The organism is Sphingomonas phyllosphaerae, assembly GCA_036946405.1.
GTDB lineage: Bacteria > Pseudomonadota > Alphaproteobacteria > Sphingomonadales > Sphingomonadaceae > Sphingomonas > Sphingomonas phyllosphaerae_D.
This window is the reverse complement of sequence record JAQIJC010000001.1, coordinates 3,207,236-3,231,456: the sequence shown is the minus strand read 5'-3', so window position 1 is coordinate 3,231,456 and position 24,221 is coordinate 3,207,236. Positions and strand designations below refer to the sequence as shown.

Sequence of the window (24,221 nt, the reverse complement as noted above, 5' to 3'; positions counted from 1 at the left end):
GGGATCCCGGATCAAGTCCGGGATGACGGAAGTGCGGGGGTGATCGGCAAAATCGAAGGCGCTTAGAAACAGCGCGCTCCCGCCCGGCACAACCACCGGCACCTTCCCAATCGTTACACCCGCGGATCAAGTCCGCGCCTCATGCATTGGTCGGGAAAAGGGAGCCCGCCGATCGCATGACCCTCGAAGACGACGCCTTGCCGCCCGCCGACGTGCGCCGTTCGCTGCTCCACCGGCTCGACCTGCCGCTCTGGACGCTGGCGATGCCGCCGCTCGGGCTGGTGACCGTGTTGCTGTCGCTCTATGCGCTCGGCGCGGCCGGGACGATCGGCGCGACGATCGTGCTGTTCGGCTGCGTGCTCGCCGCGGTCCACCATGCCGAGGTCGTCGCGCACCGCGTCGGTGAGCCGTTCGGTACGCTCGTGCTCGCGATCGCGGTGACCGTCATTGAGGTATCGCTGATCGTCTCGCTGATGCTCTCCGACGCCGGCGACGCCTCCGCGCTGGCGCGCGACACCGTGTTCGCGGCGATCATGATCATCCTCAACGGCATCATCGGGCTGTGCCTGCTGGTTGGCGGCCTGCAGCATGGCGAGCAGCGCTTCACGCTGCGTGGGGTCAGCGCAGCGCTCTGCACGCTCGCCGCGCTCGCGGTGCTGACGCTGGTGCTCCCCAATTACACGCTCACCACACCGGGGCCCTATTACGCGACCTCGCAGCTGGTGCTGGTCGCGGTGGTCAGCCTGTTCCTGTACGGCGTGTTCGTGATGGTGCAGACGTTGCGCCACCGCGAGTATTTTCTCCCCGAACAGGGCGACGAGGACGGCCATGCCGCGATGCCGAGCCGTGCGACCACCGGCGTCGCGTTCGGCACGTTGCTGGTCGCGCTGGTCGCAGTGGTGCTGCTCGCCAAGGCGCTGTCGCAGACCGTCGAGGAAGCGGTGCTCGGCGCCGGGCTGCCGCTCGCGGTGGTCGGCGTTGTGATCGCGGCGCTGGTGCTCGCCCCCGAAAGCCTCGCCGCCTATCGTGCCGCGGCGCGCAACCGCATCCAGACCAGCCTCAACCTCGCGCTCGGCTCGGCGCTGGCGACAATCGGCCTCACGATCCCGGCGGTCGCGATCGTCAGCCTGGTGCTCGACCTGCCGCTCGCGCTCGGGCTGAGCGCGATGAAGATCATCCTGCTCGCGCTGTCGCTGTTCATCGCGACGATCTCGCTCGGCACCGGGCGGACCACCGTGCTGCAAGGCGCGGTGCATCTGGTGATCTTCGCGGTGTACCTGTTCACGACGGTGGTGCCGTAAACGGCGCACCGTTCGTTTCGAGTAGCCGTCGAGCGCAGCCGAGACGGCGTATCGAGAAAGGCTCCGGAGGCGGACCTCTCGATACGCGCTCTCGGCTACGCTCGATCGCTACTCGAGGCGAACGGTTGAAGAAGGATCACCCACGCTGCCGCGCCGCGAGCGCCAGCCCCGCCGCGATCTGCACCAGCGCATACAACCGTCGCCGTCCCGGCCGCCCGACGAACGGCTGCACCGTCCGCTCCGCGCCCAGCGCGCGCTCCTTCCACAAATCGGTGTGCCGCACGGTCTGCGTCAGCCCGAGCAGCCCGTCGCCGATCATGAACACCGCCGCCATCTCGATCACACGCGCGGTCAGCGGGACTTTTGCTGCTGCTGTCGCCATGACTGATATTCCTCCACCGCGACCGAGCGGCGCAGGATGCGCGCCGCCGGATCGATCACCACATGCGCCCCGGCGGGCACCGCGACCGTCGCCGTGCCGCCGGGCATCGCGACACGCCGCGCCGCGCCATCGACGGTCAGCTCGACCGGCATCGCGAACACGCGCGCGCGCTCCGTTCGCCAGGCGAGCCGCAGCGTATCGCCGTCCCGCGTCGTCACCAGCTCCGGCAACGCGCGATCGCGCAGATAGGTGTCGAAGAACCACGACAAATCGCGCCCGCTTTCCTCGCGCACGATCGTCTCGAACTCGCGGGTCGAGCCGTAGCGTGGCGCGAAATTGCCCGGCGTCGGATCGCGCCGCCCATAGACCATCCGCCGCACCGCATCGAAGAACGCCCGGTCGCCGATCAGCCAGCGCAAGGTGTGGAGCGTCCACGATCCCTTGTAATAGATGTCGGTGCCCGCACCGCCCTTGCTCGGCTCGTAGACCTCTTCCTCGGTCAGCACGCGGTCGCGGACGATCGGGGCGCGGTTGACGATCTGGTTGCGCTGCACCTCCAGCATCACCGCGTAACGCGCGTCGCCCTCGCGCCACTGGCCGTAGAGCGGCTGCATGTAGCTGCCGAACCCCTCGTGCAGCCAGTAATCGTCCCAATTGGCGGCAGTCAGCTGGTTGGCGAACCATTCATGGCTGAATTCGTGATGGAACAGCCAGTCGAATCCTTCCGGCGCCTTGGCATAGCCATTGCCGTAAGCGTTGATCGTCTGGTGCTCCATGCCCTTGTGCGGCGTCTCGACCACGCCCAGCTTCTCGTCGCCGAACGGATAGGGGCCGATGACGCTTTCGAAGAAGTCGAGCGTCGGCGCGAATTCGTCGAACAGCGTCTTCGCCTGCGCGCCCTCGCCGGGCAGATGCCAGTAATAGAGCGGGATCGTGTTACCGTAGCGGCTCTTGTAGCTGCCCTCGATCACCTCATAGGGCCCGATATTGATCGCGATGGCGTAGGTGTTGGGCTGGCGGGCGCGCCAGTGCCAGACGCTGCGCCCGTCGGGCAACGTGTCCACGCCCAGCAACCGCCCGTTCGATGGCGCCTTCAGCCCCTTGGGCGCGGTGATGTGGAGCGTCGCCACCTCCGGCTCGCCGGTCGGGAAGTCGAGGCACGGCCACAGCAGGTCGCAGCCATAGCCCTCGGTCGTGCTCGCGATCCACGGCTGACCATCGGGCGTCTGCGACCACACCATCCCGTCGTCCCACGGCGCGTTGACCGCGACGTGCGGGGTGCCGTCATAGGCGATCGCGATCGTCACCTGCTTTCCCCGTGCCAGCGCGCGCGGCACGACGATCCGCCCGTCCGGCCGCGCCGCGCGTACCGGCTTGCCGTCGGCCGTCACCGATCGCACCTGATAGTTCGAATCGAGATCGAGCGTGATCGCCGCCACATCGCGCTTCGCCGTGACGACCAGCGTCGCGCGCGCGACCATCCGCCGCGTGACCGGATCGGGGGCGAACACGAGATCGGCGGACTTAAGCCCTAGGTCGGCCTGTCCATTGGGCCGCACCCCGCCCGAAAGCTGCGTCTGCTCGCTGATCGGCGGCTCGCCCTTGCCGGGCAGTTGCGCGGCGGCGAGCGGGGCGGGCAGGGCCAGCGCGAGCAGAAGATTGATGCCGCGCGCGAACGCACCATATAAAGAAGGTAGGCCGCCCCCGATCGGCGGCACCGGAGTATCCATGACGTCTGCTTTCCCCGTTCTGCCGCTTCGCGACATCGTCGTCTTCCCGCATATGATCGTGCCGCTGTTCGTCGGGCGCGACAAGTCGGTCGCCGCGCTGGAAGCCGCGATGGCCGCCGACAAGGAGATTTTCCTCGTCGCGCAGCTCGACCCGGCCGAGGACGATCCCGCGCGCGACGATCTCTATTCGATGGGCGTCACCGCGACGGTGCTGCAATTGCTCAAGCTGCCCGACGGCACGGTGCGCGTGCTGGTCGAGGGCAAGGCGCGCGCGACGCTGGAGACGCTGGAGGAAAGCGGCGAGTATCTGACCGCGACGGTCGCGCCGGTCGCCGATGCCGACGCCGAGGGGCCGGAGGCGGCTGCGCTGATGCGCTCGGTCGTCGACCAGTTCGAGAATTACGCCAAGCTCAACCGCAAGCTTCCCGCCGAACTCGCCGCGCAGCTTGCTGAAATCGATGCCGCCGGTCGACTGTCGGATACGGTCGCGGGCAACATCCAGGTCAAGGTCGCCGAGAAGCAGGCGTTGCTGATGGAGGCCGATCCGCTCAAGCGGCTTGAGATGGCCTATGCGCTGATGGAGGGCGAGCTTGGCGTCCTGCAGGTCGAGAAGAAGATCAAGAGCCGCGTCAAGCGCCAGATGGAGAAGACGCAGCGCGAATATTACCTCAACGAACAGCTCAAGGCGATCCAGCGCGAGCTGGGCAACGAGGGCGAGGAAGGCGAGGGCGACGAGATCGCCGAGCTGACCCAGAAGATCGCCACGCTCAAGCTGTCGAAGGAGGCGCGCACCAAGGCGACCGCCGAGCTGAAGAAGCTCAAGACCATGGCGCCGATGAGCGCCGAGGCGACGGTGGTGCGCAATTATCTCGACGTGCTGCTCGGGCTGCCGTGGGGCAAGAAGAGCAAGATCAAGAAGGACATTCCCGCCGCCGAGGCGATCCTCAACGAGGATCATTACGCGCTGGAGAAGGTCAAGGACCGGATCGTCGAATACCTCGCGGTGCAGGCGCGCACCAACAAGCTGAAGGGCCCGATCCTGTGCCTCGTCGGCCCGCCGGGCGTCGGCAAGACCTCGCTGGGCAAGTCGATCGCCAAGGCGACCGGGCGCGAGTTCATCCGCCAGTCGCTGGGCGGCGTGCGCGACGAGGCCGAGATCCGCGGCCACCGCCGCACCTATATCGGCTCGCTGCCGGGCAAGGTGGTGACCAACCTCAAGAAGGCCGGCGCCAGCAACCCGCTGTTCCTGCTCGACGAGATCGACAAGCTCGGACAGGACTTCCGCGGCGATCCCGCCTCGGCGCTGCTGGAGGTGCTCGACCCGGAGCAGAACGCGAAGTTCAACGACCATTATCTCGAGATCGACATCGATCTCTCGGACGTGATGTTCGTCTGCACGGCCAATTCGCTCAACCTGCCGCAGCCGCTGCTCGACCGTATGGAGATCATCCGGCTCGAGGGGTACACCGAGGACGAGAAGGTCGAGATCGCCGAGCGGCATCTGGTCGACAAGCAGATCGAGGCGCACGGGCTCAAGCCGGGTGAGTTCACGCTCACCAACGAGGGGTTGCGCGCGCTGATCCAGCGCTACACCCGCGAGGCGGGCGTCCGCACGCTGGAACGCGAGATCGCCAAGCTGTGTCGCAAGGCGCTGCGCCAGATCCTCGAGGGCAAGGCGGAGCGCGTGACGATCACGCCCGACAATCTGTCGGACTATGCCGGCGTGCTGAAGTTCCGCCACGGCCTGTCCGAAACCGAGGATCAGATCGGCGCGGTCACCGGGCTGGCGTGGACCGAGGTCGGCGGCGAATTGTTGACGATCGAAAGCGTCACCGTTCCCGGAAAGGGACAGGCGAAGGTCACCGGCAAGCTGGGCGACGTGATGAAGGAATCGGTGCAGGCCGCCTTCTCGTTCGTCCAGGCGCGCTCGCCATCGTTCGGGATCAAGCCGAGCCTGTTCCACCGCAAGGACATCCACATCCACTTGCCGGAGGGCGCGGTGCCCAAGGACGGTCCCTCGGCCGGCATCGGGCTGGTCACCTCGATCGTCTCGACGCTGACCGGCATTCCGGTGCGCAAGGAAGTGGCGATGACCGGCGAGGTGACGCTGCGCGGGCGCGTGCTGCCGATCGGCGGGCTCAAGGAGAAGCTGCTCGCCGCCCTGCGCGGCGGGATCGAGACGGTGCTGATCCCCAAGGAGAATGAGAAGGATCTCGCCGAAATCCCGCAGAACATCCGCGACGGGCTCAAGATCGTGCCGGTCTCGCACGTCGACGAGGTGCTCCGGCTCGCGCTGGTCCGCCCGCTGGAAGCGATCGACTGGACCGAGGCCGACGAACTCGCGGCGCTTCCCCCGGCGCCGATCGCACCGGTCGGCGGAGAGCTTCACCACTAATTTAACTAGCTTTTCGGGTCGTAAACTCCGCCGTACCGTTGATCCGGTACGGCGGATTCGTTTGACTCGGCGGCGTCGGCGCGCGTTAATGGGACGGTGCGGGCTTCGATCCGCGAATCCATTCCATCGCTGTAACGATATTTCTGAAAGTGGGGTTTTGCGGATGAACAAGCAGGAACTGATCGCGCAGGTAGCGACGGTCGCCGGACTGGGGAAGAACGAGGCGAGCCGCGCGGTCGAGGCGGTGTTCGACACCATCTCGGGATGCCTGAAGAAGGGGGACGAGGTGCGCCTCGTCGGCTTCGGTACCTTCGCGGTCAGCAAGCGCAAGGCGTCGACCGGACGCAATCCGCGCACCGGGGAGCCGATGACGATCAAGGCGTCGAGCCAGCCGAAGTTCAAGGCCGGCAAGGTGCTCAAGGATTCGCTCAACTAAGACGGATTTGCTCTGGACAGGGCGGAGGGGCTTGCGTAATTGCGCCGCTCCGCCAACGGATGGGCGCGTAGCTCAGCGGTAGAGCACACCCTTCACACGGGTGGGGTCACAGGTTCAATCCCTGTCGCGCCCACCATCCACGGCCTGAAAGCCCCGCCCGGTCATGACGATCCGGCGGGGCTTTTCGCGTCCGGGCGATGGCATCCGCCTCGATGCCAGCATAGCGCCCCGGATCGTGATGATCGCGCAGACGGAAATCCGGACGCGCAGATTTACGGCTGAGCCGCGATGGTCGGGCTTCTGGATTTCCGTCTGCGCGGGCATGACGATGGGGCTGCTGCCCGTTTCGCACTCTCGCCCAAGTACATGTCACCAACCGGAACCACCTGGCGTCGCCCGCGCGCGGTTGCGCCCGAAGGTGCAATATTCGATATAAGTCCCGGAGCTGCCACGCACGGCTCTGGGGATTAGTACCCCCGGCAGAAGCGGTAGATGCTGACCGTAACAGCGTCACACTTCCTGACCCTTATGGTCGGGGAGCCTGCGGCGCATGTCCAAGGCTTTCAGCCCAAAGGCCGCGGGGCCGACTTTTGCCGGTGTACTAACTCCCCGATCACCAAGGGATCAGATGTGAGGTCCAGGGCGGGGGCGTACCGCGTCGGACTTCCCGGGAGAACGGGGTGATGCCACGAGCCACCCGGCATATTCTCATCGGCACGTTGCGACGGACGCGATCCGGTTATGCGCTCGAAAAGGATCGTGGCGTGGTCTGGCAACTCGATGTGGACTGGTTGGCCGCAAGACGCCTTTGCGGGCGGCGCGTCAGGATCGAGGGCAAGCGACTGGGCTTCGACCTGATCGACGTGCGCCGCATGACGCCAGCAAAGGAGCCGGCCCCGAACCAACCGGATCGGCGGCAGCGAGCGGCGGAGGTGCCGAACAGGATGAGGACGATTTTCGCCAAACTGGCGCGTCCAGCTTCCCGCGGGCGGGGGGAGTGTTGACGTAAGTGCTTGAAAGGCGGGAGTAGCTAACCGGTCCCATCTCCGCACATGTCACGTAACCGTAACCGCAGCGTCACTCAACCGTCTCCGGAATCGCATTCAGCTGTCATCCTCACCGCCTAGCGGCGCTCTCGACGATCGAGCGGACAGTCAGGTCCGACTCGGATCGGGGTCTTGGGACAGGCCCGAATCTCGAAGGGAGTGAGTTCATGGTCAGCTTCAGCCGCCGCAGCCACATGCTGCTGGCATCCAGTGCCGCCCTGTTCCTTGCGTCGTGCGGTGCGGACGATGTGGCGTCGCCTGGCGCGGGCAGCGTGCCCGTCACGATCAATCAGCCCGCCCCGACGCCGACTCCCACCGGCACCGCGACGCCGACCCCGCTGACCGCCGCGCAATTCGCCGCGGCCACCACGCAATCGGGCGTCACGATCACCGCGGACGAGCAACTCGCGATCATCAACGCCGGGCAGAACAACAACGTCAACGGCTTCGGCACGACGCTGAACGGTGTCTATCCGGTCAGCGGCGCCTCGCTGACCACCGCCAGCAACCCGCAGACGGTGCTGGGCGAGAACGCGTTCATCCAGAACACCAGCTTCGTCGGCGCGCTCAGCGGCCCGAACGACAATGCCTTCTCGGGCTGGACCTGCAATTCGTCGAGCGCCACGTTCCTCAACAGCAGCGCGTGCGCCGCGGTGCCGTCGATCGGTAACGGCCCGGCCGCGTCCTGTCCGACCGGCCTGACCGACGACGGCACCAACGAAATCCGCAACGAGGCGGGCGCGATCACCTCCGCCGCCACGCTTCGCTATTGCCGTCTGCCGTCGATCATCACCGCCGACCTGACGCTCGCCAAGGTGGCGGGCCTCGTCTATCGCTTCCGCGGCTTGACCGAAGTCGGCGTCGACGGCGGCGCGGCGGCGACGCTGACGATCCAGCCGGGCGTGGTGCTGGCGGCGGACGCGACCGAAACCTCGAACGACGTCGTGCTCGTCAACCGCGGCAGCAAGATCAACGCGGTCGGCACCGCCGACGCGCCGATCATCTTCACCGCGCAGCAGAACCTGCGGAGCAACGGCGTGTCGGACTCGTCGCAGGGTCTGTGGGGCGGGGTGATCCTGCTCGGCAAGGCGCCGACCGCGGTCTGCGCCACCGGCACCGGCCCGAACACCGCCGACGGCACCTCGGCAGGCGCCGCCGCGCCGTGCCAGCAGCAGATCGAGGGTGTGACCGGTCGCCTGTACGGCGGCACCAACGCCGCCGACAGTTCGGGCACGATGCAATACGTCCAAATCCGCTACACCGGCATCGCGATCAGCGAGGGCAACGAGTTGCAAGGCCTGACGCTGGGCGGCACCGGCTCGGGCACGACGATCGACCACGTGCAGAGCCACAATTCGGCCGACGACGGCATCGAGATCTTCGGCGGCACGACCAACCTGAAATATTTCGTCGTCACCGGCGCGGATGACGATGGCTTCGACGTCGACAACGGCTGGCGCGGGTTCATGCAGTTCATCATCGCCGCGCAGAAGGCCAATGGCGCCACCAACGACTCCTTCGCGACCGAGATCGACTCGAATGGCGCCGAGGATCTGCTGCCGCGTACCTACGGTCGCTACGCCAACTTCACCTTCATCCAGACCGCTTCGACGCAGAACCCGGTCGCTGCGATCCGGCTGCGGGGTGGTGCGGACTTCGCGTTCGTCAACGGCGTGGTGAAGACGCCGTCGGGCGAGGCGTGCGTCAACATCATCGCCGGCAACCAGGTCAACGGCGCGGCCGCGACCGGCAACGATCGCTCGACGATCCGCCCGGCGAACAGCGCGTTGCAGGACGTCGGTCCGCCGACCTTCAACTCGGTCTACTTCCAGTGCCAGGGCCGCTGAGGCGCTCCTAGCCCCTCGTGATGCTCGGCGGAGCCCGGGGAGCGCCTGATCGCGCCACCCCGGGCACGCTTTTATGACCTCCGATCGGAACACCCGACCATGCGCCAGCGCAACCTCGCCACGCTTCTTCTCCTGACGACCACGCTGGTCGCCCCCGCGGCGCTGGCGCAGGTCGCTCCCGCTCCTGCGGCGCCGGCCGGCCCGCCGCAGACCAGCACCACCTCGCCCGGTCCGGCGACGTCCGCCGACCGGCAGGCCGAGGCGACGCAGGACGCCGTCCCCGGCGGTGCGGACGACCAGGCCGAAATCTCCGCCCCCGGCGTCGATGCCGGCACTGCCGGCGACATCGTCGTCGTCGGGCGCAATATCCCCAACGCGGTCCGCGCCACCGCGCAGGTCGTCAACGTGCTGTCGACCGCCGATATCGCGCGGACCGGCGAGGGCGACATCGCAGGCGCGCTGACGCGCGTCACCGGCCTGTCGGTGGTCGGCAACGGCTATGTCTTCGTGCGCGGGCTCGGCGATCGCTATTCGTCGGCGCTGCTCAACGGATCGCCGCTGCCCAGCCCCGAGCCGCTGCGCCGTACCGTCCCGCTCGACATCTTCCCGACCACGGTCGTCGGCTCGGCACTGGTCCAGAAGACCTATTCGGTGAACTATCCCGGCGAGTTCGGCGGCGGCGTCATCAACCTGACGACCAAGGCGATCCCGGACGAGAATTTCTTCACCGTCGGCGCGTCGGGCGGGATCGACACCGAGACGACGGGGAAGCTCGGCTATACCTATTTCGGGTCGAAGACCGACTGGCTCGGCTATGACGGTGGCGAGCGCAACGTTCCGGACTTCATCAAGCAGGCGCCGACCGGCAACGGCGTGATCCCCGCCGCGCAGGTGTTGCAGCTGTCGAACGCGCGCACGACGCTGCTCCAGCGCAACGGCGACATTCCCGCCAATTATTCCGGCAGCCTCGACCTCGGCGTCACCGGCGATATCGGCGGCACGCGCGTCGGCCTGATCGGCAGCGTCGGCGTGTCGAACAACTGGCGCACCCGCGACGCGGTGCAGCAGGACACCGTCAGCAACGACGGCACGATCCGCAATGATTTCCGCACCGTCATCACCGACAATCGTGCGGTGGTGAACGGGTTGCTCGGCTTCGGCGCGGAGTTCGGCGAGAACAAGATCCGCTGGACCAACGTCTACATCCACGACACGCTCAAGCAGGGGCGCGCCTCGGCGGCGACCGTCTACAACAATTCGAGTGGTAACCCGCTGTTCCAGCAGAACACCAGCTGGTTCGAGCGCAAGCTGATCGAGACGCAGCTCGTCGGCGAGTTCAAGCCGGTGCAGGACCTGTCGATCGACCTGCGCGGCGCCTATGCCAATTCGCAGCGCAACTCGCCGTACGAGCGGCAGTTCATCTACAATTGCAACACCTCGCTGAACGTCGATCTCAGCAACGCGCCCGTCAGCGACACCGGGGTGAGCTGCCCGGGCGTGTGGCAGGCGACCAACGCCTTCGACCGTTTCGCGACGGTGGTGTTCAGCGAGCTGAACGAGAACCTCTATTCGGGGCAGGCCGACGTCGCCTACAAGTTCCAGGGCGAGCGCCCGATGACCTTGTCGGCGGGCTATTATTATTCGGAGAACGAGCGCACCTCGACGCGTCTGCCGTTCACCTATCAAACGGTGGCGGGCGGGGCGATCCCGTTTCCGTGCAACCTGTTCCGTCCCGACTATCTGCTGTCGCCCGATGTGGTGAACGGCTGCCCGGTGCCGGGTGCGGGCAATCCGTCCGACACCGCGGTGCAAATGCGCTTCGACGCCGGCCAGAACGGCTCCTACGCCTATGACGCCTTGCTGCGCGTCCACGCCGGTTACGCGCAGGCCGAAGCCGAGGCGTTCGACGGCGTCCGCGCGATCGTCGGCGTCCGCTACGAAACCGCCACGCAGCGCGTCACGCCGGTCAACGCCACCGGCACGCGACTGAAGAACGATTACTTCCTGCCCGGCGCGACGCTGACGTGGAACTTCGCGCAGGACATGCAGCTGCGCCTCGCCGCGTCGAAGACGATCGCCCGCCCGCAGTTCCGCGAGCTGGCCCCGCAGGCGTTCCGCGACTTCGAATCGGACCGCCTGTTCTTCGGCAACCCGCGGCTGAAGGACTCGGAGCTCTACAATCTCGAGGCGCGCTACGAATGGTTCTTCGCGCGTGACCAGCGCATCACGCTGGCCGGCTTCTACAAGCGCATCGACAATCCGATCGAGCAGGTCGGCTTCTTCCCGACCCCCGACGCGCGGCTGCAGACCGGCTTCACCAACCTGCCGCGCGCCAAATTGTACGGCGCGGAGATCGAGGCGCAGAAGTACATCCCGCTCGACTTCATCTCCGAAGGCATGGCGGGCAAGCGCGCGGTGGTGATCGCCAATTACACCTGGACGCATTCGGCGCTCACCGCCGACCGCACCTGCGTGCCCGGCGTGCTCGAGGGGACGACGCTCGGCGGCTGCCCGACCAACTTCGCCCCGGCCGCCAGCCTGTTCCGCGACGGCGCGCCGCTGACCGGCCAATCCGATCACCTCGTCAACCTCCAGCTGGGCTATGAGGACAAGGACAATGGCACGCAGGCGACGCTGCTGTTCAACTACGCCAGCGAGCGCGTGACGAACCGCGGCCCGTCGCTGCTGGGGGGTGCCGGCTTCCAGCCGGACATCATCGAGAAGCCGGGCATCCGCCTCGACTTCGTCGCGCGTCAGACGGTCGATTTCATGACCAAGAAGGTCGAGATCAAGGCCGAGATGCGCAACCTGACCGGCACGCGCTATCAGGAATTCCAGACCTTCGATGGCGGCAACCGCGTCGACATCAACAACTACCGCCTCGGCCGGCTGTTCACGCTGGGGGCGAGCGTGACGTTCTGACCCGAAGGGGCAGCGTCTGCCATACCGTCATCCCGGACGTGATCCGGGATCCCGCTTCTACCCTCGCGAAGAAGAAGCGGGGCCCCGGATCAGGTCCGGGGCGACGGGCTGGGCGCACGACAGCGCGCGCTCACCACCCCCAGGCGCGCTCGCGATACCATTTCGTGATGATATACTTCGTCCCGGCGCGCACCTTCATCCCGTGGTGGATCGTCGCCGGGTTGAGCGTCCCGTCGGGGCGGCAATTGTTCCAGCAGACCAGCTTGCCCAGCTCGGGCTGGATCGTCTTGTCGACCGCCTTGAAGCGCGTCGCCCCGCCCGCGTCGGGCTCGTTCAGATAGATCATCGCGGTCCAGGTGCGATTGCCCGCGACGCTGCAATAGCGTGCGAAGTCCGCACCGTTCGGCTCGAAATAATCGGTATGCGCCTTGAACTCCTGCCCGATCGCATAGCGCTGCCCCTGGATCGGCTCGCCGTGCAGCGGGTCGAGCCCGGTCGCCGCCGCCAGCGCCGCGTCGACTTCCGCCACCACCGGTTCGGTCGCGGGCAGATCGCAGGTCTCGCTGGTGCGGAACGCCGTGTCGCCGTTCGGGTCGGCGATCGTCGACGGCCGGCGACCGAGGTCGATCAGGTCGACCAGCTGCGCGCACACCTCGGGGGACAGGAATGCGCGCTTGATGAACAGCGTCAGCTTGGGGCTCGGCAGCCGCTGGAAACCGGGCGAGGCGGCAAGCCGGGCGGCGATCGGGTCGGTGGCCATCGCAGGTTTGTGCCACAGGTGAAGGTCCGTGCCCAAGCACAGAAATATTACACAAAGCCGCAATACCCACGTAATAAGGTTTACCTAGCGGCCGTTCGCGGGGAGTTGGCCTGGCCGATGCGATTGAAGTTCGATGCCCGTGCACGGGCGATCCTGCGGCGGCTGCCCGTGGTCAATATCTACTCCGCGGCCGAATTGGCGCTGCTCGCGGTGCTGGCGGTGCAATGCGCACGACTGGCGTGGGTGCTGCTGACTCCGGTGGCCCCGCTCGGCGCCTGGGTGCCCGCCGGACCGACGGTCCCGGCCGATGCCGCGGGCGTGCTCGCCGGCTTCGATCCCTTCTACCGCGTCAGCGGCGCAGCGCAGGCGCAGGGGCCGAGCGCGGTGACCTCGCTCCAGCTCACGCTCTACGGCACCCGCATGGACAATGCACAGGCGCGCGGCGCGGCGATCATCGCCGGCCCGGACGGCGTCCAGAAGAGCATCGCGGTGGGTGAGGAGGTCGCGCCCGGCGTCACGCTCAAGGCGGTCGCCTTCGATCATGTCACGCTCGATCGCGGCGGTCGCAGCGAGGATCTGTTCCTCGACCAATCGGGCAGCAGCGGCATCGTCACCGCACCGTCCGGCGACGCCGCGCAGAACCCGCCGCCGCCGGGGCCGCCGCCCGGTGCCCCGGGCCAGGCCGCGCCGCTCGAAACGCCGAGCGGCGGGCCGGTCGCGCCGGGGGCGGCCACCGTCTCGCCGCAGCAGCTTCGTCAGGAGATCAATGCGATTCCGCGGATCGAAAGCGGCAAGGTGACCGGCGTCACCGTGCGCGGGCAGGGCGGGACGGCGTTCCGCGCCGCCGGGCTGCGCGACGGCGACGTCATCACCACCGTCGCGGGTCGCCCGATCAGTGGCCCGTCCGATCTCGAAATGCTCACCCGCGCCCGCGCGTCGGGCGGCACCCTGTCCCTCACGGTCGAACGCGGCGGTCAGCCGCTGCCGCTCACCATTCCGGTAACACGATGAAGCGCACCGCCACTCTCCTGACTCCCCTCGCGTTGGTCGCGGCCGCGCAGCCCGCGCTGGCGCAGACCACGCTCAACGTGCGCGACGCCGATATCCGCGCGTTCATCGCCGATGCCGCCAAGGTGACCGGGCGCACCTTCATCATCGACAATCGCGTGCAGGGGAAGGTGACCGTCGTCACCGACCGCCCGCTGTCGCGCAGCGAGTATCTGGAGGTGTTCCTCTCGACGCTGCGCGCCAATGCGCTGGTCGCGGTGCCGACCGCCAATGGCGCGTTCCGCGTCCAGCCGATCGACAATGCCGCCAGCCAGCCGGGCCGGATCGGCCTTGCGGGCGCGGCGCGCAACCAGCTCGTCACCGAGATCATCCGGCTGCGCTCGGTCGATGCCGCGCAGGCGGTCGACACCGTGCGGCCGCTGGTCAGCGCGCAGGGCTCGGTCACCGCCAACCGCGGCGGCAACAGCCTCGTCGTCGTCGACTTCGCCGACAACGTCCGCCGCGTTCGTGAAGTGGTGCGACGGATCGACGCCGACACCTCGGCGACGCGGATCATCGCGCTCAAGAACGCGCGCGCCAGCGAGGTCGCGACCGCGCTGACCGGCTTGCTGGGCGGCGGCGCGCAAGGCGGCGCGGCGGCGGCGACCGGCGGCGCCTCGGCGGTCGCGATCGAGAGCAGCAATGCGGTGGCGCTGCGCGGCGATCCGCAGACCGTCGCGCGGCTCGCCGGGCTGGCGCGCGAGCTCGACCAGAGCGCGCGCAACGCCACCGAAATCCGCGTCGTCTTCCTCGAGAACGCCGACGCCAATCAGTTGCTGCCCGTGCTCCAGCAGCTTGTCGGTCAGGCGCCCGACACGATCCAGGAACAAGGGCTCAGCCGCACCGGGCTCAGCACGACGAGCACCGGCGCGACCGGCGTAGGCGCGACCCCGCAGCCCGCGACGCGCAGCCAGTCGCAGCAGACCACGACGCAGCAATCGGGCAGCCAGCCGCAACAGGCCGCGATCCGCGGAGAGGGCGCGCGCACCGCGGCGGTGGTGACGCGCTATGCCGGCGCCAACGCGATCGTCGTCGCCGCGCCCGCCGACGTCCAGCGCCAGCTCGCCGACGTGATCCGCAAGCTCGACCAGCGCCGCCAGCAGGTGCTGGTCGAGGCGATCGTCGCCGAGGTATCGGACAGCACCGTCAACCGGCTCGGCGCGCAGTTCCTGCTCGGCAACATCGACGGCGGCGCGTTCGCGGCGTCGACGTTCAGCAATTCCGCGCCGAACATCCTCCAGATCGCGGGCGCGGTCGGTGCGCAGTCGCTGGGATCGACCCGCACCGTCGTCACCGCCGCTGATGGGACGCGGACCGAGACGACGACCAACAACACCGCGTCGAACACGCTCACGCAATCGGCGATCAGCTCGATCATCGGCTCGCAGGGCGGGTTCGGCGGGTTCGGCGGGAAGATCGGCAGCACGGTCTTCGGCGCGATCATCAATGCCGTGAAGAGCGATACGCAATCCAACCTGCTGCAAGTCCCGCAAATCATGACGCTCGACAATCAGGAAGCGCATACGCTGGTCGGGCAGGAAATCCCGATCACCACCGGCGAGGCGCTATCGAACAATTTCGACAATGCCTTCCGCACGACGCAGCGCCAGAATGTCGGCATCGGGCTCGACGTCCGCCCGCAGGTCAATTCCTCGGGCACGATCAAGATGAACCTCCATCTGGAGGTCAGCTCGATCGCCGGCCCGGTCAGCAGCAGCAATTCGGACCTTATCCTCAACAAGCGCGAGGTCGAGACGGTGCTGACTGTCGACGATGGTGCGATCGGGGTGATCGGCGGGCTGCTCAGCGACGAGGAACGCCGCACGATCGAGAAGATCCCGTTCCTCGGCGACATCCCGATCCTCGGCAATCTGTTCAAGAGCAAGGCCAAGACCCGCGCCAAGTCGAACCTGATGATCTTCATTCGCCCGACCGTGATCCGCTCGGCCGAGGAGAACCGCCGCGTCACCGAGCGGCGTTACGGCTATCTGCGGCTTCAGCAGGGCTTGCAGGACCCCGCCGCCGAACCGTCGATCGACGAGCTGGTCCGCGATTATATGGGCGCGACCCCGCCGCTGCCCGCGCCGGGCGAGCCGGGCAGCATCGAGGACCCGCGCGTCGGCGTGCCGGTCTATCGCAACTCGACCAGCGTCATCACCGGCAAGGGTAAGCGCAAATGATCCTGCGTACCGGCGCGGAGATCGACGCGGCCGCCGCGCCGCTGCCGCCCGCCCCGGACGGCGCGACAATGCTCTCCGACGCCGTGCCGGTCGTCCCCCCGGTCGCCTTGCCTTATGCCTTCGCGCGCAAGTTCGGCGTCGTGCTCGATGGCGACGGGGTGGCACTGCGCGAGGGCAGCGACCCGCGCGCGTTGATCGAGGTGCGGCGCGTGCTCGGGCGCGCGTTCGACGTCGCGGTGGTCGCGCCCGCCGCGTTCGACCGTTTGCTCAGCGACAATTATGCAATGGACGGGCAGGCGACCGCTGCCGCCGCGGTCGGGATGGGCGACGAACTCGACCTGCTCGCCGAAGGGCTGCCGACCGCCGAGGATCTGCTCGACACCGCCGACGACGCGCCCGCGATCCGGCTCATCAACGGCATCATCGCCGACGCGGCGCGCAACGGCGTGTCGGACATCCATATCGAGCCCTATGAGACCGGCCTCGTCGTGCGGATGCGCATCGACGGCGTGCTGCGCGAGACGCTGCGGATGCCACCGCACGTCGCCCCGGTCGTGGTCAGCCGTATCAAGGTGATGGCGCGGCTCGACATCGCCGAGCGGCGCGTGCCGCAGGACGGGCGCATGGGGCTGACGCTCGGCGGCAAGCTGCTCGACGTGCGCGTCTCGACCTTGCCGAGCCGCGCGGGCGAGCGCGTCGTGCTGCGTATTCTCGACAAGGAGAATGCCGGCATGGACCTCGACGCGCTCGGGATGAGCGCGCCGATGTACGCGCTGCTGCGCGAGGCGATCGCCGAGCCGAACGGCATCGTGCTGGTGACCGGCCCGACCGGCAGCGGCAAGACGACGACGCTCTACGCCGCGCTGCGGCTGCTCAACGACGGCAGCCGCAACATCCTGACCGTCGAGGACCCGGTCGAATATGCGGTCGAGGGTGTCGGGCAGACGCAGGTCAACGCCAAGGTCGGGCTGACCTTCGCCGCCGGGCTGCGCGCGATCCTGCGTCAGGACCCAGACACGGTGATGATCGGCGAAATCCGCGACCGCGAGACCGCCGAGATCGCGGTGCAGGCGTCGCTGACCGGGCACCTCGTGCTGTCGACCGTCCACACCAACGACGCGGTCGGCGCGATCACGCGGATGCGCGACATGAAGGTCGAGCCGTTCCTGCTCGCCTCGACGTTGCGGGCGGTGATCGCGCAGCGCCTTGTGCGACGCTTGTGCAAACATTGCGCGCGTCCGGTGCCAGCGTCGGAGACGGTGGCGCCGCTGCTCGGGATCGATCCGGCAACGACCGTCTACGAGGCGGTCGGCTGCGAGCATTGCAACCGAACCGGCTTCCGCGGCCGGATCGGCGTCTACGAGGCGGTGCGCGTCGACTCGACCGTCCGTCGCCTCATCAACGAGGGCGGCGACGAAGATGCCATCGCGCGCCACACCTTCGCCAACAACGACACGCTCGCCACCGCCGCACGGCGCTTGGTGGAGAGCGGGCAGACCACGGCGGAAGAAGCGATTCGCGTCTCCCGCAGCGAAAACGCCGATGCGGCGGAAGTAGCGATAGCCGATGCGCATTAAGCCTCAACTTGCCCCCCTCCCTCTCAGGGAGGGGCTGGGGGAGGGTAGCGTGCTCGTGGTACGTCCAAACAGGCGCTGGCGGCTCCGTACCACCCGGACGCGACCCACCCCCGCCCCCTCCCTGACAGGGAGGGGAGGGTAAGGTCATGGCTGACTTCGACTATCTCGCGATCGACACCCGCGGCAACGAGACACGCGGCCATGTCAGCGCCACCGACATGGACGCCGCGCGCGCCGCGCTCGACCGCAAGCGGCTGTACGTCGTTCGCCTCGAACCCGGCAGCACCCCGCAGGCGCGCAGCCGTCCGCTGTTCGGGCTCGAACTCGGCCGCGCGAAGATGTCGGGCAAGCAATTGACTTTGTTCACCCGCCAGTTGGCCACGCTCAACCGCGTCTCTCCGCTGGAGGAGTCGCTCCGCACGATCACCCGCCAGACCGAGCAGGAAAGCGTCCGCGCAATCGTCCAGACCGTCCACAGCGCGGTCGTCGAGGGCCGCCGCCTCGCCGATGCGATGGCGCGCGAGCCAAAGAGCTTCCCGCCGCTCTACCGCGCGATGGTCGCGGCGGGCGAAAGCTCGGGCACGCTGCCGCAGATCATGGAGCGGCTGTCGACCCTGCTCGAACGCCAGGCCGAAATCCGCGGCAAGTTGCTGACCGCGATGGCCTATCCTTCGGTGCTCGCCGCCGTGGCGCTCGGCGTCGTGCTGGCGCTGATGACCTTCGTCGTCCCGCAGGTGGTCGAGCAATTCGATACCGTCGGTCAGGAACTTCCGCTGCTGACGCGGCTGGTGATCGGCCTGTCCGACATGTTGGTCGGCTGGTGGTGGTTGATGCTGCTGGTGCTGGTCGGGCTCGGCTGCGCGGCATGGGCGGCGCTGCGCCAGCCGCCGATCCGGCTCGCCTTCGACAGCTGGCTGCTGCGCGTGCCGCTGCTCGGTCGGCTGCTCCGCGACCTGCACGCGGCGCGGATGGCGCGGACGCTCTCGACGATGGTCGCCAGCCGGCTCCCGCTATTGGAAGGGCTTAGCCTCACCGCGGGAACGATCCACAACCGCCGGCTGAAGGCCGCGTCGGACGAGATCACCGAGTCGATCCGCGGCGGCGGCAGCCTGTCGGCGGCGATGCGCCGCGCGGGGGTCTTCCCCCCGCTGCTCGTCTATCTCGCGGCGAGCGGCGAGGCGGCGGGGCGGCTCGACGAGATGCTGGAGCGCGCGGCGGATTATCTGGAGCGCGAGTTCGACCGCTTCACCGCCACCGCGATGTCGCTGCTCGAACCGTTCATCATCGTCATCATGGGCGCGATCGTCGCAACGATCGTGCTATCGATCCTGCTCCCCATCCTTCAGCTCAACACGCTGGCCGGACAATGAGAATGCCTATGTCGACCGAACAGAAGAACCGCCGCCGGAAGCGCAACGGCTTCACGCTCGTGGAGCTGATGGTGGTGATCGTCATCATCGGCCTGCTCGCGACGATCGTCGCGCTCAACGTGCTGCCCTCGGGCGACACCGCGCGCATCCAGAAGGCCAAGGCCGATATCGCGACGATCGAACAGGGCCTCGAACTCTACCGGTTGCAGATGGGCAATTACCCGACGACGACGCAGGGCTTGCAGGCTTTGGTCACCCCGCCGGCAGGGGCGGACGCCGCGCGCTATCAGGCCGGCGGCTATATTAAGCGCCTGCCGCAGGACCCGTGGAACCGCCCGTACCTCTACGCCTCGCCCGGTCAGCACGGCGCGGCGGACGTCTGGACGCTGGGGGCCGACGGCAAGGACGGCGGGCAGGGGATCGATGCCGATATCGGATCCTGGCAGTAAGGCGCGGTCGCCGCGCGGGCTGCGCCAGCGCGGCTTCACGCTGATCGAGCTGATGGTGGTCATCACCGTCATCGGGCTCGCGTCGGCGGCGGCGGTGCTGATGATGCCCGACACGCGCGGCCGGCTGATGGACGAGGCGACGCGCTTCGCGGTGCGTACCCGCGCCGCGCACGATGCGGCGATCGTCGAGGCGCGCCCCGTCAGCCTGTGGGTGACGCCCGGCGGCTATGGCTTCGACCAATGGCGCGGCGGTGCGTGGACCCCGCTCGACGGCGCGCTGAAGGTCGAGCGCTGGAAGCCCGGCACCGCGACCACCGGCCCCGCCCGCGACCGGCTGACCTTCGACACCACCGGGCTCGCCGATCGCGCGATGACCGTGACGCTGACGCGCGAGGGGATGCGCACCGATGTGGTGATCGATGCCGACGGGACCGTCCGTGTCGCCGGCTGACCCGCGCGCGCGTGGGTTCACTTTGGTCGAGATCATGGTCGCGCTGGTCGTGTTCAGCCTCGCCGCGCTCGCGCTGATCCGGCTGGAGGGGCAGACGATCCGCTCGACCGGCTTCGTTTCCGCGACCCTGCTCGCACAGATCGTCGCCCGCAACGTCGCGATCGAGGCGGTCACCGACGCGCAGCCGCCGACGCGCGGCCGTGCGAGCGGGGTCGAGCAGGCCGGCGGGCGCAGCTGGACATGGGTGCGCGATACCCAGCCGCTCGGTGATGGCGACGTGCAGCGGATCGACGTCGCGGTCAGCGATGCGGGCGGCGCGGTGCTGGGCCGCGCGACGATGGTCCGCCCGCCCCCCGCACCGATCGCGCAGACTCGGGTCGGGCCGTGACGCGCCGGACCCGCCACGAAGCGGGCTTCACCCTCGTCGAGGTGATGATCGCGCTGATGATCTTCGGGATGATCGCCGCGGCGGGGGTCGCGCTGCTGGCGTTCAGCGTCCGCGCGCAGGGCGCGACCGGCGCCGCGCTCGACGACAATGCCGCGCTCAACCGCTTGGTGTCGATCATGACCGCTGACATGGCGCAGGCGCAGGATCGCCCGACCCGCGACGCCGCGGGGACGCTGCTCCCGGCCTTTTCTGGCGACCGCAGCGCGCAGCCCATCCTGCGTTTCGTGCGCGGCGGCTGGGCGAACCCCGATCAGGCCCCGCGCGCCACCGTGCAGAAGGTCGAATACCGCCTGACCGCCGACGGGATCGAGCGCGTCGCCTATCCGGCGCTCGACGGCGCTGCCCCACTGCCCGCGGCGTTGCTGGTCGACCGCGTGCAGGAGGTGCGCGTCCGCTTCCGCTATGCCGGGGCGTGGAGCGACACCTGGCAGGGCGACGAACGCGCGTCCTTGCCGCAGGCGATGGAACTGACGCTCGTACGCGCCGGCGGGCAATCCTACCGGCTGCTGTTCCTCGTCGGCACCGGCGCGCCGCGCGCCATCGACGATACCAACAACGGCCAGCAGGGGCCCGGTTCCGGCGCCCCGGCCGGCACTCCGACAGGCGCGATCGATGCGCCGCGCTAGACCCGGCGAGCGCGGGGCCGCGCTGCTCACCGTGCTGCTGCTCGTCGCGGTGATCGCGGTGATGGCGGCGACCGCGCTGGAGCGGTTGCGGCTGTCGACGCGGCTCGCCGCCAATGCCGTCGCGCTCGATGCCGCGCGCGGTTATGCCTATGCCGCCGAGACACTGGCGACCCGCCGCGTCTCCACCTTGCTGCAACAGAGCCGCGACCGTGTCGCGCTGACCGGCGGGTGGAGCGGGCGGCCGTTCGGCTTGCCGATCCCCGGCGGCACGGCGACCGCGCGCGTCACCGACGGCGGCAATTGCTTCAACCTCAACGGGCTGGTCACCTTCGGCTTCGGCGACGCCTATCTCGTCAACCCGCAGGCGCTGACGCGTTTCCAGCGGCTGTTGCGGCTGCTGCGCGTGCCGGATGGCGATGCGATTGCGACGGCGACCGCCGACTGGCTCGACAGCGACGACGATCCGCTGCCTGGCGGGGCGGAGAACAACGATTACCGCGGCTATCGCACCGCCGGCACGTTGATGGCCGATGTCAGCGAGTTGCGCGCCGTGAAGGGCGTCACGCCCGAGGCGTACGCGCTGATCCGGCCATGGGTGTGCACGCTCCCGATCGCGCGCCAGTCCGTGCTCAACGTCAACACCCTGCTCCCCGAACAGGCGCCGTTGCTCGCGATGCTGCTCCCCGACACGATGGGCGTGGCGCAGGCGCAGGGGCTGCTGCTGCGCCGCCCGCCGGGCGGCTATGCGCAGGCCGGGCAGTTTTGGGCGCAACTGGCGAGCGCGGGCGGCGCGACCGACATCGGCGCTCAGTCGCAGACCGCCGTCACCACCAAATGGTTCGCGCTGCGCATCGACGTGGCCAATGGCGGCGCCGAATTGCACGAGGAAGGGCTGATCGACGCGCGGACCCTTCCCGTCCGGCTCGTGACGCGGCAATGGGGGGATGTACCATGACCGCAGCGACGCTCCTCTTCCTGCCCCCCAATGATTCGCAGCCATGGCGCTGGTGGCGGATCCGCGACGACGCGGTCGAGCGCGAGGGCGAGGGGCTGCCCGAGGTGACGGCGGAGGATCGCGTCGTCGCGGTCGCACCCGCCGACGCGGTGACGTTGCATTGGGCGACGCTGCCCGCGCGCTCCCCGGCACAGGCGCTGGCGGCGGCGCGCGTCGTGGTCAGCGACGCGACTGCCGAGCCCGCGCACGACCTGCATGTCGCGGTCGGGCGCGAACGTGACGGCGAGCGCGCGATCGCGGTCGTTGCCCCGGCGCGGATGGCGGGGTGGCTCGCGGCGCTGGCGCGCGGCGGGGTCGATCCGGCCGCGGTCGTCCCCGCGCCGCTACTGCTCCCGGAGCCCGAGGAAGGCTATGTCCGCGCCGACCTCGGCGGGCAGGTGGTGGCGCGCGGTCGCACCACCGGCTGGGCCGATGAGCCGGTGCTCACCGGGCTGGTCACCCGCGGCGAGACCCCGCGCCTGCTCGACCGCGCCGCACTCCGCGCCGCCGCGATCGACGCGGTCGCCGCGCCGGTGATCGACCTGCGGCAAGGCGCCTTCGCGCGCCGTCGCCGCCGGACCGCGATCGACTGGGGGCTGGTGCGGCGGCTGGCGGTGCTCGCCGGGCTGATCCTGCTCGCGACACTCGCGATCGATGTCGTGCGGATCATGCGCTATTCGTTCGGGGCGGATACGATCGAACAGCGCGCCGCGACGATCGCGCGGCAGGGCCTTCCCCGGGGCACCGGCGCGGGCGACGAAACCCGGATGCTCGGCGAGCGGCTGTCGGCGCTGCGCGGGCCGGGGCAGGGCTTCACCCGCACTGCCGCGGCGATCTACGCGATCGTCGAGGCGGTGCCCGATACCGAGATCACCGCGCTGCAGTTCGAGCCGAACGGCGCGCTGCGCGTCTCGCTGTCGCTGGCGGGCGAGGCGCAGGCGAATACGGTCAAGTCGCGACTCGCCGATGCCGGCTTCTCCGTCGAATCGAGCGTCTTCCAGCAATCGGCCGGTCGGCTGACCGGCGACATGACGGTGCGGCCATGACGGCGTTGAAGACGTGGTTCGACGGACGCTCGCTGCGTGAGCGGCGGCTGTTGCTGGTGATGGTCGCGCTGGCCGCCGTCACTTTGGTGTGGGGCGCGGTGATCCGCCCGGTTCGCGACGGCCTGTCGTCCTCGCGTGAGCGTTACACCGATGCGGTGATCCGGCTCGGCACCGCGCAGGCCGGGCTCCGGCAGGTCAAGGCGTTGCAACGGCGTGCGACTCCGCTGTCCGCGCCGCTCGCCGACATCGTCCGCGCCCGCGCCGACGCTGCGGGGTTCACGCTCGCCAGCCTCGATGTCGAGGCGCCCGACCGCATCCGCACCGCGATCGCCACCGCGCGCGCCGGCGCGTTGATGCAATGGATCAGCGGGCTTGAAGCGGAAGGCGTGCTCGTCGATTCGCTCAGCGTCTCCGGCAACGGCGCGGGCAGCGTGACCGCGACCATGACGCTGCGCGCGCGGGGGGTCTGATGCGTATCCCGCTCACCACCGGCCGCCGCACCTTGTTCCTCGCGCTGTTCGCGGCGGCGATGCTCGCCTTCCTCCCGTTGCGGCTCGCGCTCGGCTGGACCGGGCTCGACGGACAGGGGTTCGCCGCGCGCGAAGTGACCGGCAGCCTGTGGTCCGGCCGGCTGGTCGAGGCACGGTTCGGCGAGATCGCCTTGGGCGACCTCGATGCCGGCCTGTCGCCGTTCGCTTTGCTGATCGGCCGCGCGCATATCGCCCTGGCAAGCGAGTCGACCGACCCGGCGCAGCGGCTGGCGGGCGTGGTCGAGATCGGGCGCAACCGCGCGGCGGTGATCGACGCCAACGGACCATTGTCGCCCGGCAACGCCTTCGCCCCGCTGCCCGTCTCCGCGCTCAACCTCGATGGCGTCACCGTGCGCTTCGTCGATGGCACATGCCAGGCCGCCGAGGGCCGCGTCCGCGCGACGCTCGCCGGGGCATTCCTCGGCCAGCCGCTGCCCGGCGCGCTCAGCGGCAGCGCGCGCTGCGACGCCGGCGCGTTGCTGCTGCCGCTCACCAGCGGCGCGGGCGAGGGCGTCAACCTGCGTCTATGGCCCGACGGCCGCTATCGCGCCGACCTGACGCTGATCCCGACCGATCCGACGATCGCGGCGCGGCTCGATGGCGCGGGATTCGCGGTCAGCGGCGCGGCCCGCACCTTCTCGGTCGACGGACGCTTCTGAACCGCTTGACGAACCGGGCGCGGTG

The 24,221-nt window shown here is 68.9% G+C and carries 21 protein-coding genes and 1 tRNA gene; 19 read left to right on the top strand and 3 right to left on the bottom strand.

The features are described from left to right. The first annotated feature begins 176 nt into the window (after nucleotides 1–176). On the top strand, nucleotides 177–1,301 hold the full coding sequence (locus PGN12_15115; GenBank protein ID MEH3105215.1) for an ionic transporter y4hA: 1,125 nt from the start codon (nucleotides 177–179) through the stop codon (nucleotides 1,299–1,301). A 136-nt stretch (nucleotides 1,302–1,437) separates the two neighbouring features. On the opposite strand, the gene PGN12_15110 is transcribed toward PGN12_15115, so the two are convergent. Continuing rightward, entirely contained in the window at nucleotides 1,438–1,683 is a 246-nt protein-coding gene (locus tag PGN12_15110; GenBank protein ID MEH3105214.1) for a hypothetical protein, read from the bottom strand. Beyond that, nucleotides 1,653–3,413, bottom strand: coding sequence for a M1 family metallopeptidase (locus tag PGN12_15105; protein ID MEH3105213.1), 1,761 nt, complete (start codon nucleotides 3,411–3,413; stop codon nucleotides 1,653–1,655). The genes PGN12_15110 and PGN12_15105 overlap by 31 nt, the downstream gene beginning before the upstream one ends. On the opposite strand from PGN12_15105, the gene lon reads away from it, so the two are divergent. The 6 genes from lon to PGN12_15075 all read left to right on the top strand — a co-directional run bounded on the left by lon (nucleotide 3,412) and on the right by PGN12_15075 (nucleotide 12,059). Beyond that, nucleotides 3,412–5,808, top strand: coding sequence for an endopeptidase La (gene lon, locus PGN12_15100; GenBank protein MEH3105212.1), 2,397 nt, complete (start codon nucleotides 3,412–3,414; stop codon nucleotides 5,806–5,808). The two genes, PGN12_15105 and lon, sit on opposite strands and share 2 nt — an antisense overlap. Before the next feature lie 163 nt (nucleotides 5,809–5,971). Further along, nucleotides 5,972–6,244, top strand: coding sequence for an HU family DNA-binding protein (locus tag PGN12_15095; GenBank protein ID MEH3105211.1), 273 nt, complete (start codon nucleotides 5,972–5,974; stop codon nucleotides 6,242–6,244). A gap of 61 nt (nucleotides 6,245–6,305) precedes the next feature. Continuing rightward, nucleotides 6,306–6,380, top strand: a tRNA-Val gene (locus tag PGN12_15090). A 547-nt stretch (nucleotides 6,381–6,927) separates the two neighbouring features. Continuing rightward, on the top strand, nucleotides 6,928–7,248 hold the full coding sequence (locus PGN12_15085; protein MEH3105210.1) for a DUF5818 domain-containing protein: 321 nt from the start codon (nucleotides 6,928–6,930) through the stop codon (nucleotides 7,246–7,248). Nucleotides 7,249–7,457: 209 nt separating this feature from the next. After that, entirely contained in the window at nucleotides 7,458–9,137 is a 1,680-nt protein-coding gene (locus PGN12_15080; protein ID MEH3105209.1) for a hypothetical protein, read from the top strand. A 99-nt stretch (nucleotides 9,138–9,236) separates the two neighbouring features. Continuing rightward, nucleotides 9,237–12,059, top strand: a complete 2,823-nt coding sequence (locus PGN12_15075) for a TonB-dependent receptor (GenBank protein MEH3105208.1) — start codon at nucleotides 9,237–9,239, stop codon at nucleotides 12,057–12,059. 130 nt (nucleotides 12,060–12,189) lie between these two features. Here PGN12_15075 and PGN12_15070 read toward each other — a convergent pair whose 3' ends face one another. Continuing rightward, nucleotides 12,190–12,819 (bottom strand): 2OG-Fe(II) oxygenase, encoded by a 630-nt coding sequence (locus PGN12_15070; GenBank protein MEH3105207.1) that lies wholly within the window; start codon nucleotides 12,817–12,819, stop codon nucleotides 12,190–12,192. A 117-nt stretch (nucleotides 12,820–12,936) separates the two neighbouring features. On the opposite strand from PGN12_15070, the gene PGN12_15065 reads away from it, so the two are divergent. From PGN12_15065 to gspN, 12 genes are all read left to right on the top strand, one after another. Further along, complete coding sequence (locus PGN12_15065; protein ID MEH3105206.1) at nucleotides 12,937–13,830, top strand: PDZ domain-containing protein; 894 nt, start codon at nucleotides 12,937–12,939, stop codon at nucleotides 13,828–13,830. Next, nucleotides 13,827–16,046, top strand: a complete 2,220-nt coding sequence (gene gspD, locus PGN12_15060; protein ID MEH3105205.1) for a type II secretion system secretin GspD — start codon at nucleotides 13,827–13,829, stop codon at nucleotides 16,044–16,046. The genes PGN12_15065 and gspD overlap by 4 nt, the downstream gene beginning before the upstream one ends. 68 nt (nucleotides 16,047–16,114) lie before the next feature. Further along, a complete protein-coding gene (locus PGN12_15055; GenBank protein MEH3105204.1) occupies nucleotides 16,115–17,623 on the top strand; it encodes an ATPase, T2SS/T4P/T4SS family in 1,509 nt (502 codons plus the stop codon). Nucleotides 17,624–17,769: 146 nt separating this feature from the next. Then, nucleotides 17,770–18,993 carry a type II secretion system inner membrane protein GspF gene (gene gspF / locus PGN12_15050; protein MEH3105203.1) on the top strand — a complete coding sequence of 408 codons (1,224 nt, stop codon included), beginning with the start codon at nucleotides 17,770–17,772 and terminating at the stop codon, nucleotides 18,991–18,993. A gap of 8 nt (nucleotides 18,994–19,001) precedes the next feature. Next, nucleotides 19,002–19,442 (top strand): type II secretion system major pseudopilin GspG, encoded by a 441-nt coding sequence (gene gspG, locus PGN12_15045; GenBank protein ID MEH3105202.1) that lies wholly within the window; start codon nucleotides 19,002–19,004, stop codon nucleotides 19,440–19,442. Then, nucleotides 19,417–19,893, top strand: coding sequence for a GspH/FimT family pseudopilin (locus PGN12_15040; protein MEH3105201.1), 477 nt, complete (start codon nucleotides 19,417–19,419; stop codon nucleotides 19,891–19,893). The genes gspG and PGN12_15040 overlap by 26 nt, the downstream gene beginning before the upstream one ends. Then, a complete protein-coding gene (gene gspI / locus PGN12_15035) occupies nucleotides 19,880–20,281 on the top strand; it encodes a type II secretion system minor pseudopilin GspI (GenBank protein ID MEH3105200.1) in 402 nt (133 codons plus the stop codon). Before PGN12_15040 ends, gspI begins: the two co-directional genes overlap by 14 nt. Next, complete coding sequence (gspJ, locus tag PGN12_15030) at nucleotides 20,278–20,967, top strand: type II secretion system minor pseudopilin GspJ (GenBank protein MEH3105199.1); 690 nt, start codon at nucleotides 20,278–20,280, stop codon at nucleotides 20,965–20,967. The genes gspI and gspJ overlap by 4 nt, the downstream gene beginning before the upstream one ends. Then, on the top strand, nucleotides 20,954–21,922 hold the full coding sequence (gspK, locus tag PGN12_15025) for a type II secretion system minor pseudopilin GspK (protein MEH3105198.1): 969 nt from the start codon (nucleotides 20,954–20,956) through the stop codon (nucleotides 21,920–21,922). The genes gspJ and gspK overlap by 14 nt, the downstream gene beginning before the upstream one ends. After that, complete coding sequence (gene gspL / locus PGN12_15020; protein ID MEH3105197.1) at nucleotides 21,919–23,007, top strand: type II secretion system protein GspL; 1,089 nt, start codon at nucleotides 21,919–21,921, stop codon at nucleotides 23,005–23,007. Before gspK ends, gspL begins: the two co-directional genes overlap by 4 nt. Next, the gene (gene gspM / locus PGN12_15015; GenBank protein MEH3105196.1) at nucleotides 23,004–23,477 is read left to right on the top strand and encodes a type II secretion system protein GspM; all 474 of its coding nucleotides are present in this window, start codon (nucleotides 23,004–23,006) and stop codon (nucleotides 23,475–23,477) included. Before gspL ends, gspM begins: the two co-directional genes overlap by 4 nt. Continuing rightward, nucleotides 23,477–24,196 carry a type II secretion system protein N gene (gene gspN, locus PGN12_15010; GenBank protein ID MEH3105195.1) on the top strand — a complete coding sequence of 240 codons (720 nt, stop codon included), beginning with the start codon at nucleotides 23,477–23,479 and terminating at the stop codon, nucleotides 24,194–24,196. Before gspM ends, gspN begins: the two co-directional genes overlap by 1 nt. Nucleotides 24,197–24,221: the final 25 nt, after the last annotated feature.

What these genes read in the sequence shown, in the direction of transcription:
- PGN12_15115 (MEH3105215.1), top strand. Translation starts at nt 177, where the DNA reads ATGACCCTCGAAGACGACGCCTTGCCGCCCGCCGACGTGCGCCGTTCG.
- PGN12_15110 (MEH3105214.1), bottom strand. Translation starts at nt 1,683, where the DNA reads ATGGCGACAGCAGCAGCAAAAGTCCCGCTGACCGCGCGTGTGATCGAG.
- lon (MEH3105212.1), top strand. Translation starts at nt 3,412, where the DNA reads ATGACGTCTGCTTTCCCCGTTCTGCCGCTTCGCGACATCGTCGTCTTC.
- PGN12_15105 (MEH3105213.1), bottom strand. Translation starts at nt 3,413, where the DNA reads ATGGATACTCCGGTGCCGCCGATCGGGGGCGGCCTACCTTCTTTATAT.
- PGN12_15095 (MEH3105211.1), top strand. Translation starts at nt 5,972, where the DNA reads ATGAACAAGCAGGAACTGATCGCGCAGGTAGCGACGGTCGCCGGACTG.
- PGN12_15085 (MEH3105210.1), top strand. Translation starts at nt 6,928, where the DNA reads ATGCCACGAGCCACCCGGCATATTCTCATCGGCACGTTGCGACGGACG.
- PGN12_15080 (MEH3105209.1), top strand. Translation starts at nt 7,458, where the DNA reads ATGGTCAGCTTCAGCCGCCGCAGCCACATGCTGCTGGCATCCAGTGCC.
- PGN12_15075 (MEH3105208.1), top strand. Translation starts at nt 9,237, where the DNA reads ATGCGCCAGCGCAACCTCGCCACGCTTCTTCTCCTGACGACCACGCTG.
- PGN12_15070 (MEH3105207.1), bottom strand. Translation starts at nt 12,819, where the DNA reads ATGGCCACCGACCCGATCGCCGCCCGGCTTGCCGCCTCGCCCGGTTTC.
- PGN12_15065 (MEH3105206.1), top strand. Translation starts at nt 12,937, where the DNA reads ATGCGATTGAAGTTCGATGCCCGTGCACGGGCGATCCTGCGGCGGCTG.
- gspD (MEH3105205.1), top strand. Translation starts at nt 13,827, where the DNA reads ATGAAGCGCACCGCCACTCTCCTGACTCCCCTCGCGTTGGTCGCGGCC.
- PGN12_15055 (MEH3105204.1), top strand. Translation starts at nt 16,115, where the DNA reads ATGCTCTCCGACGCCGTGCCGGTCGTCCCCCCGGTCGCCTTGCCTTAT.
- gspF (MEH3105203.1), top strand. Translation starts at nt 17,770, where the DNA reads ATGGCTGACTTCGACTATCTCGCGATCGACACCCGCGGCAACGAGACA.
- gspG (MEH3105202.1), top strand. Translation starts at nt 19,002, where the DNA reads ATGTCGACCGAACAGAAGAACCGCCGCCGGAAGCGCAACGGCTTCACG.
- PGN12_15040 (MEH3105201.1), top strand. Translation starts at nt 19,417, where the DNA reads ATGCCGATATCGGATCCTGGCAGTAAGGCGCGGTCGCCGCGCGGGCTG.
- gspK (MEH3105198.1), top strand. Translation starts at nt 20,954, where the DNA reads ATGCGCCGCGCTAGACCCGGCGAGCGCGGGGCCGCGCTGCTCACCGTG.
- gspL (MEH3105197.1), top strand. Translation starts at nt 21,919, where the DNA reads ATGACCGCAGCGACGCTCCTCTTCCTGCCCCCCAATGATTCGCAGCCA.
- gspM (MEH3105196.1), top strand. Translation starts at nt 23,004, where the DNA reads ATGACGGCGTTGAAGACGTGGTTCGACGGACGCTCGCTGCGTGAGCGG.
- gspN (MEH3105195.1), top strand. Translation starts at nt 23,477, where the DNA reads ATGCGTATCCCGCTCACCACCGGCCGCCGCACCTTGTTCCTCGCGCTG.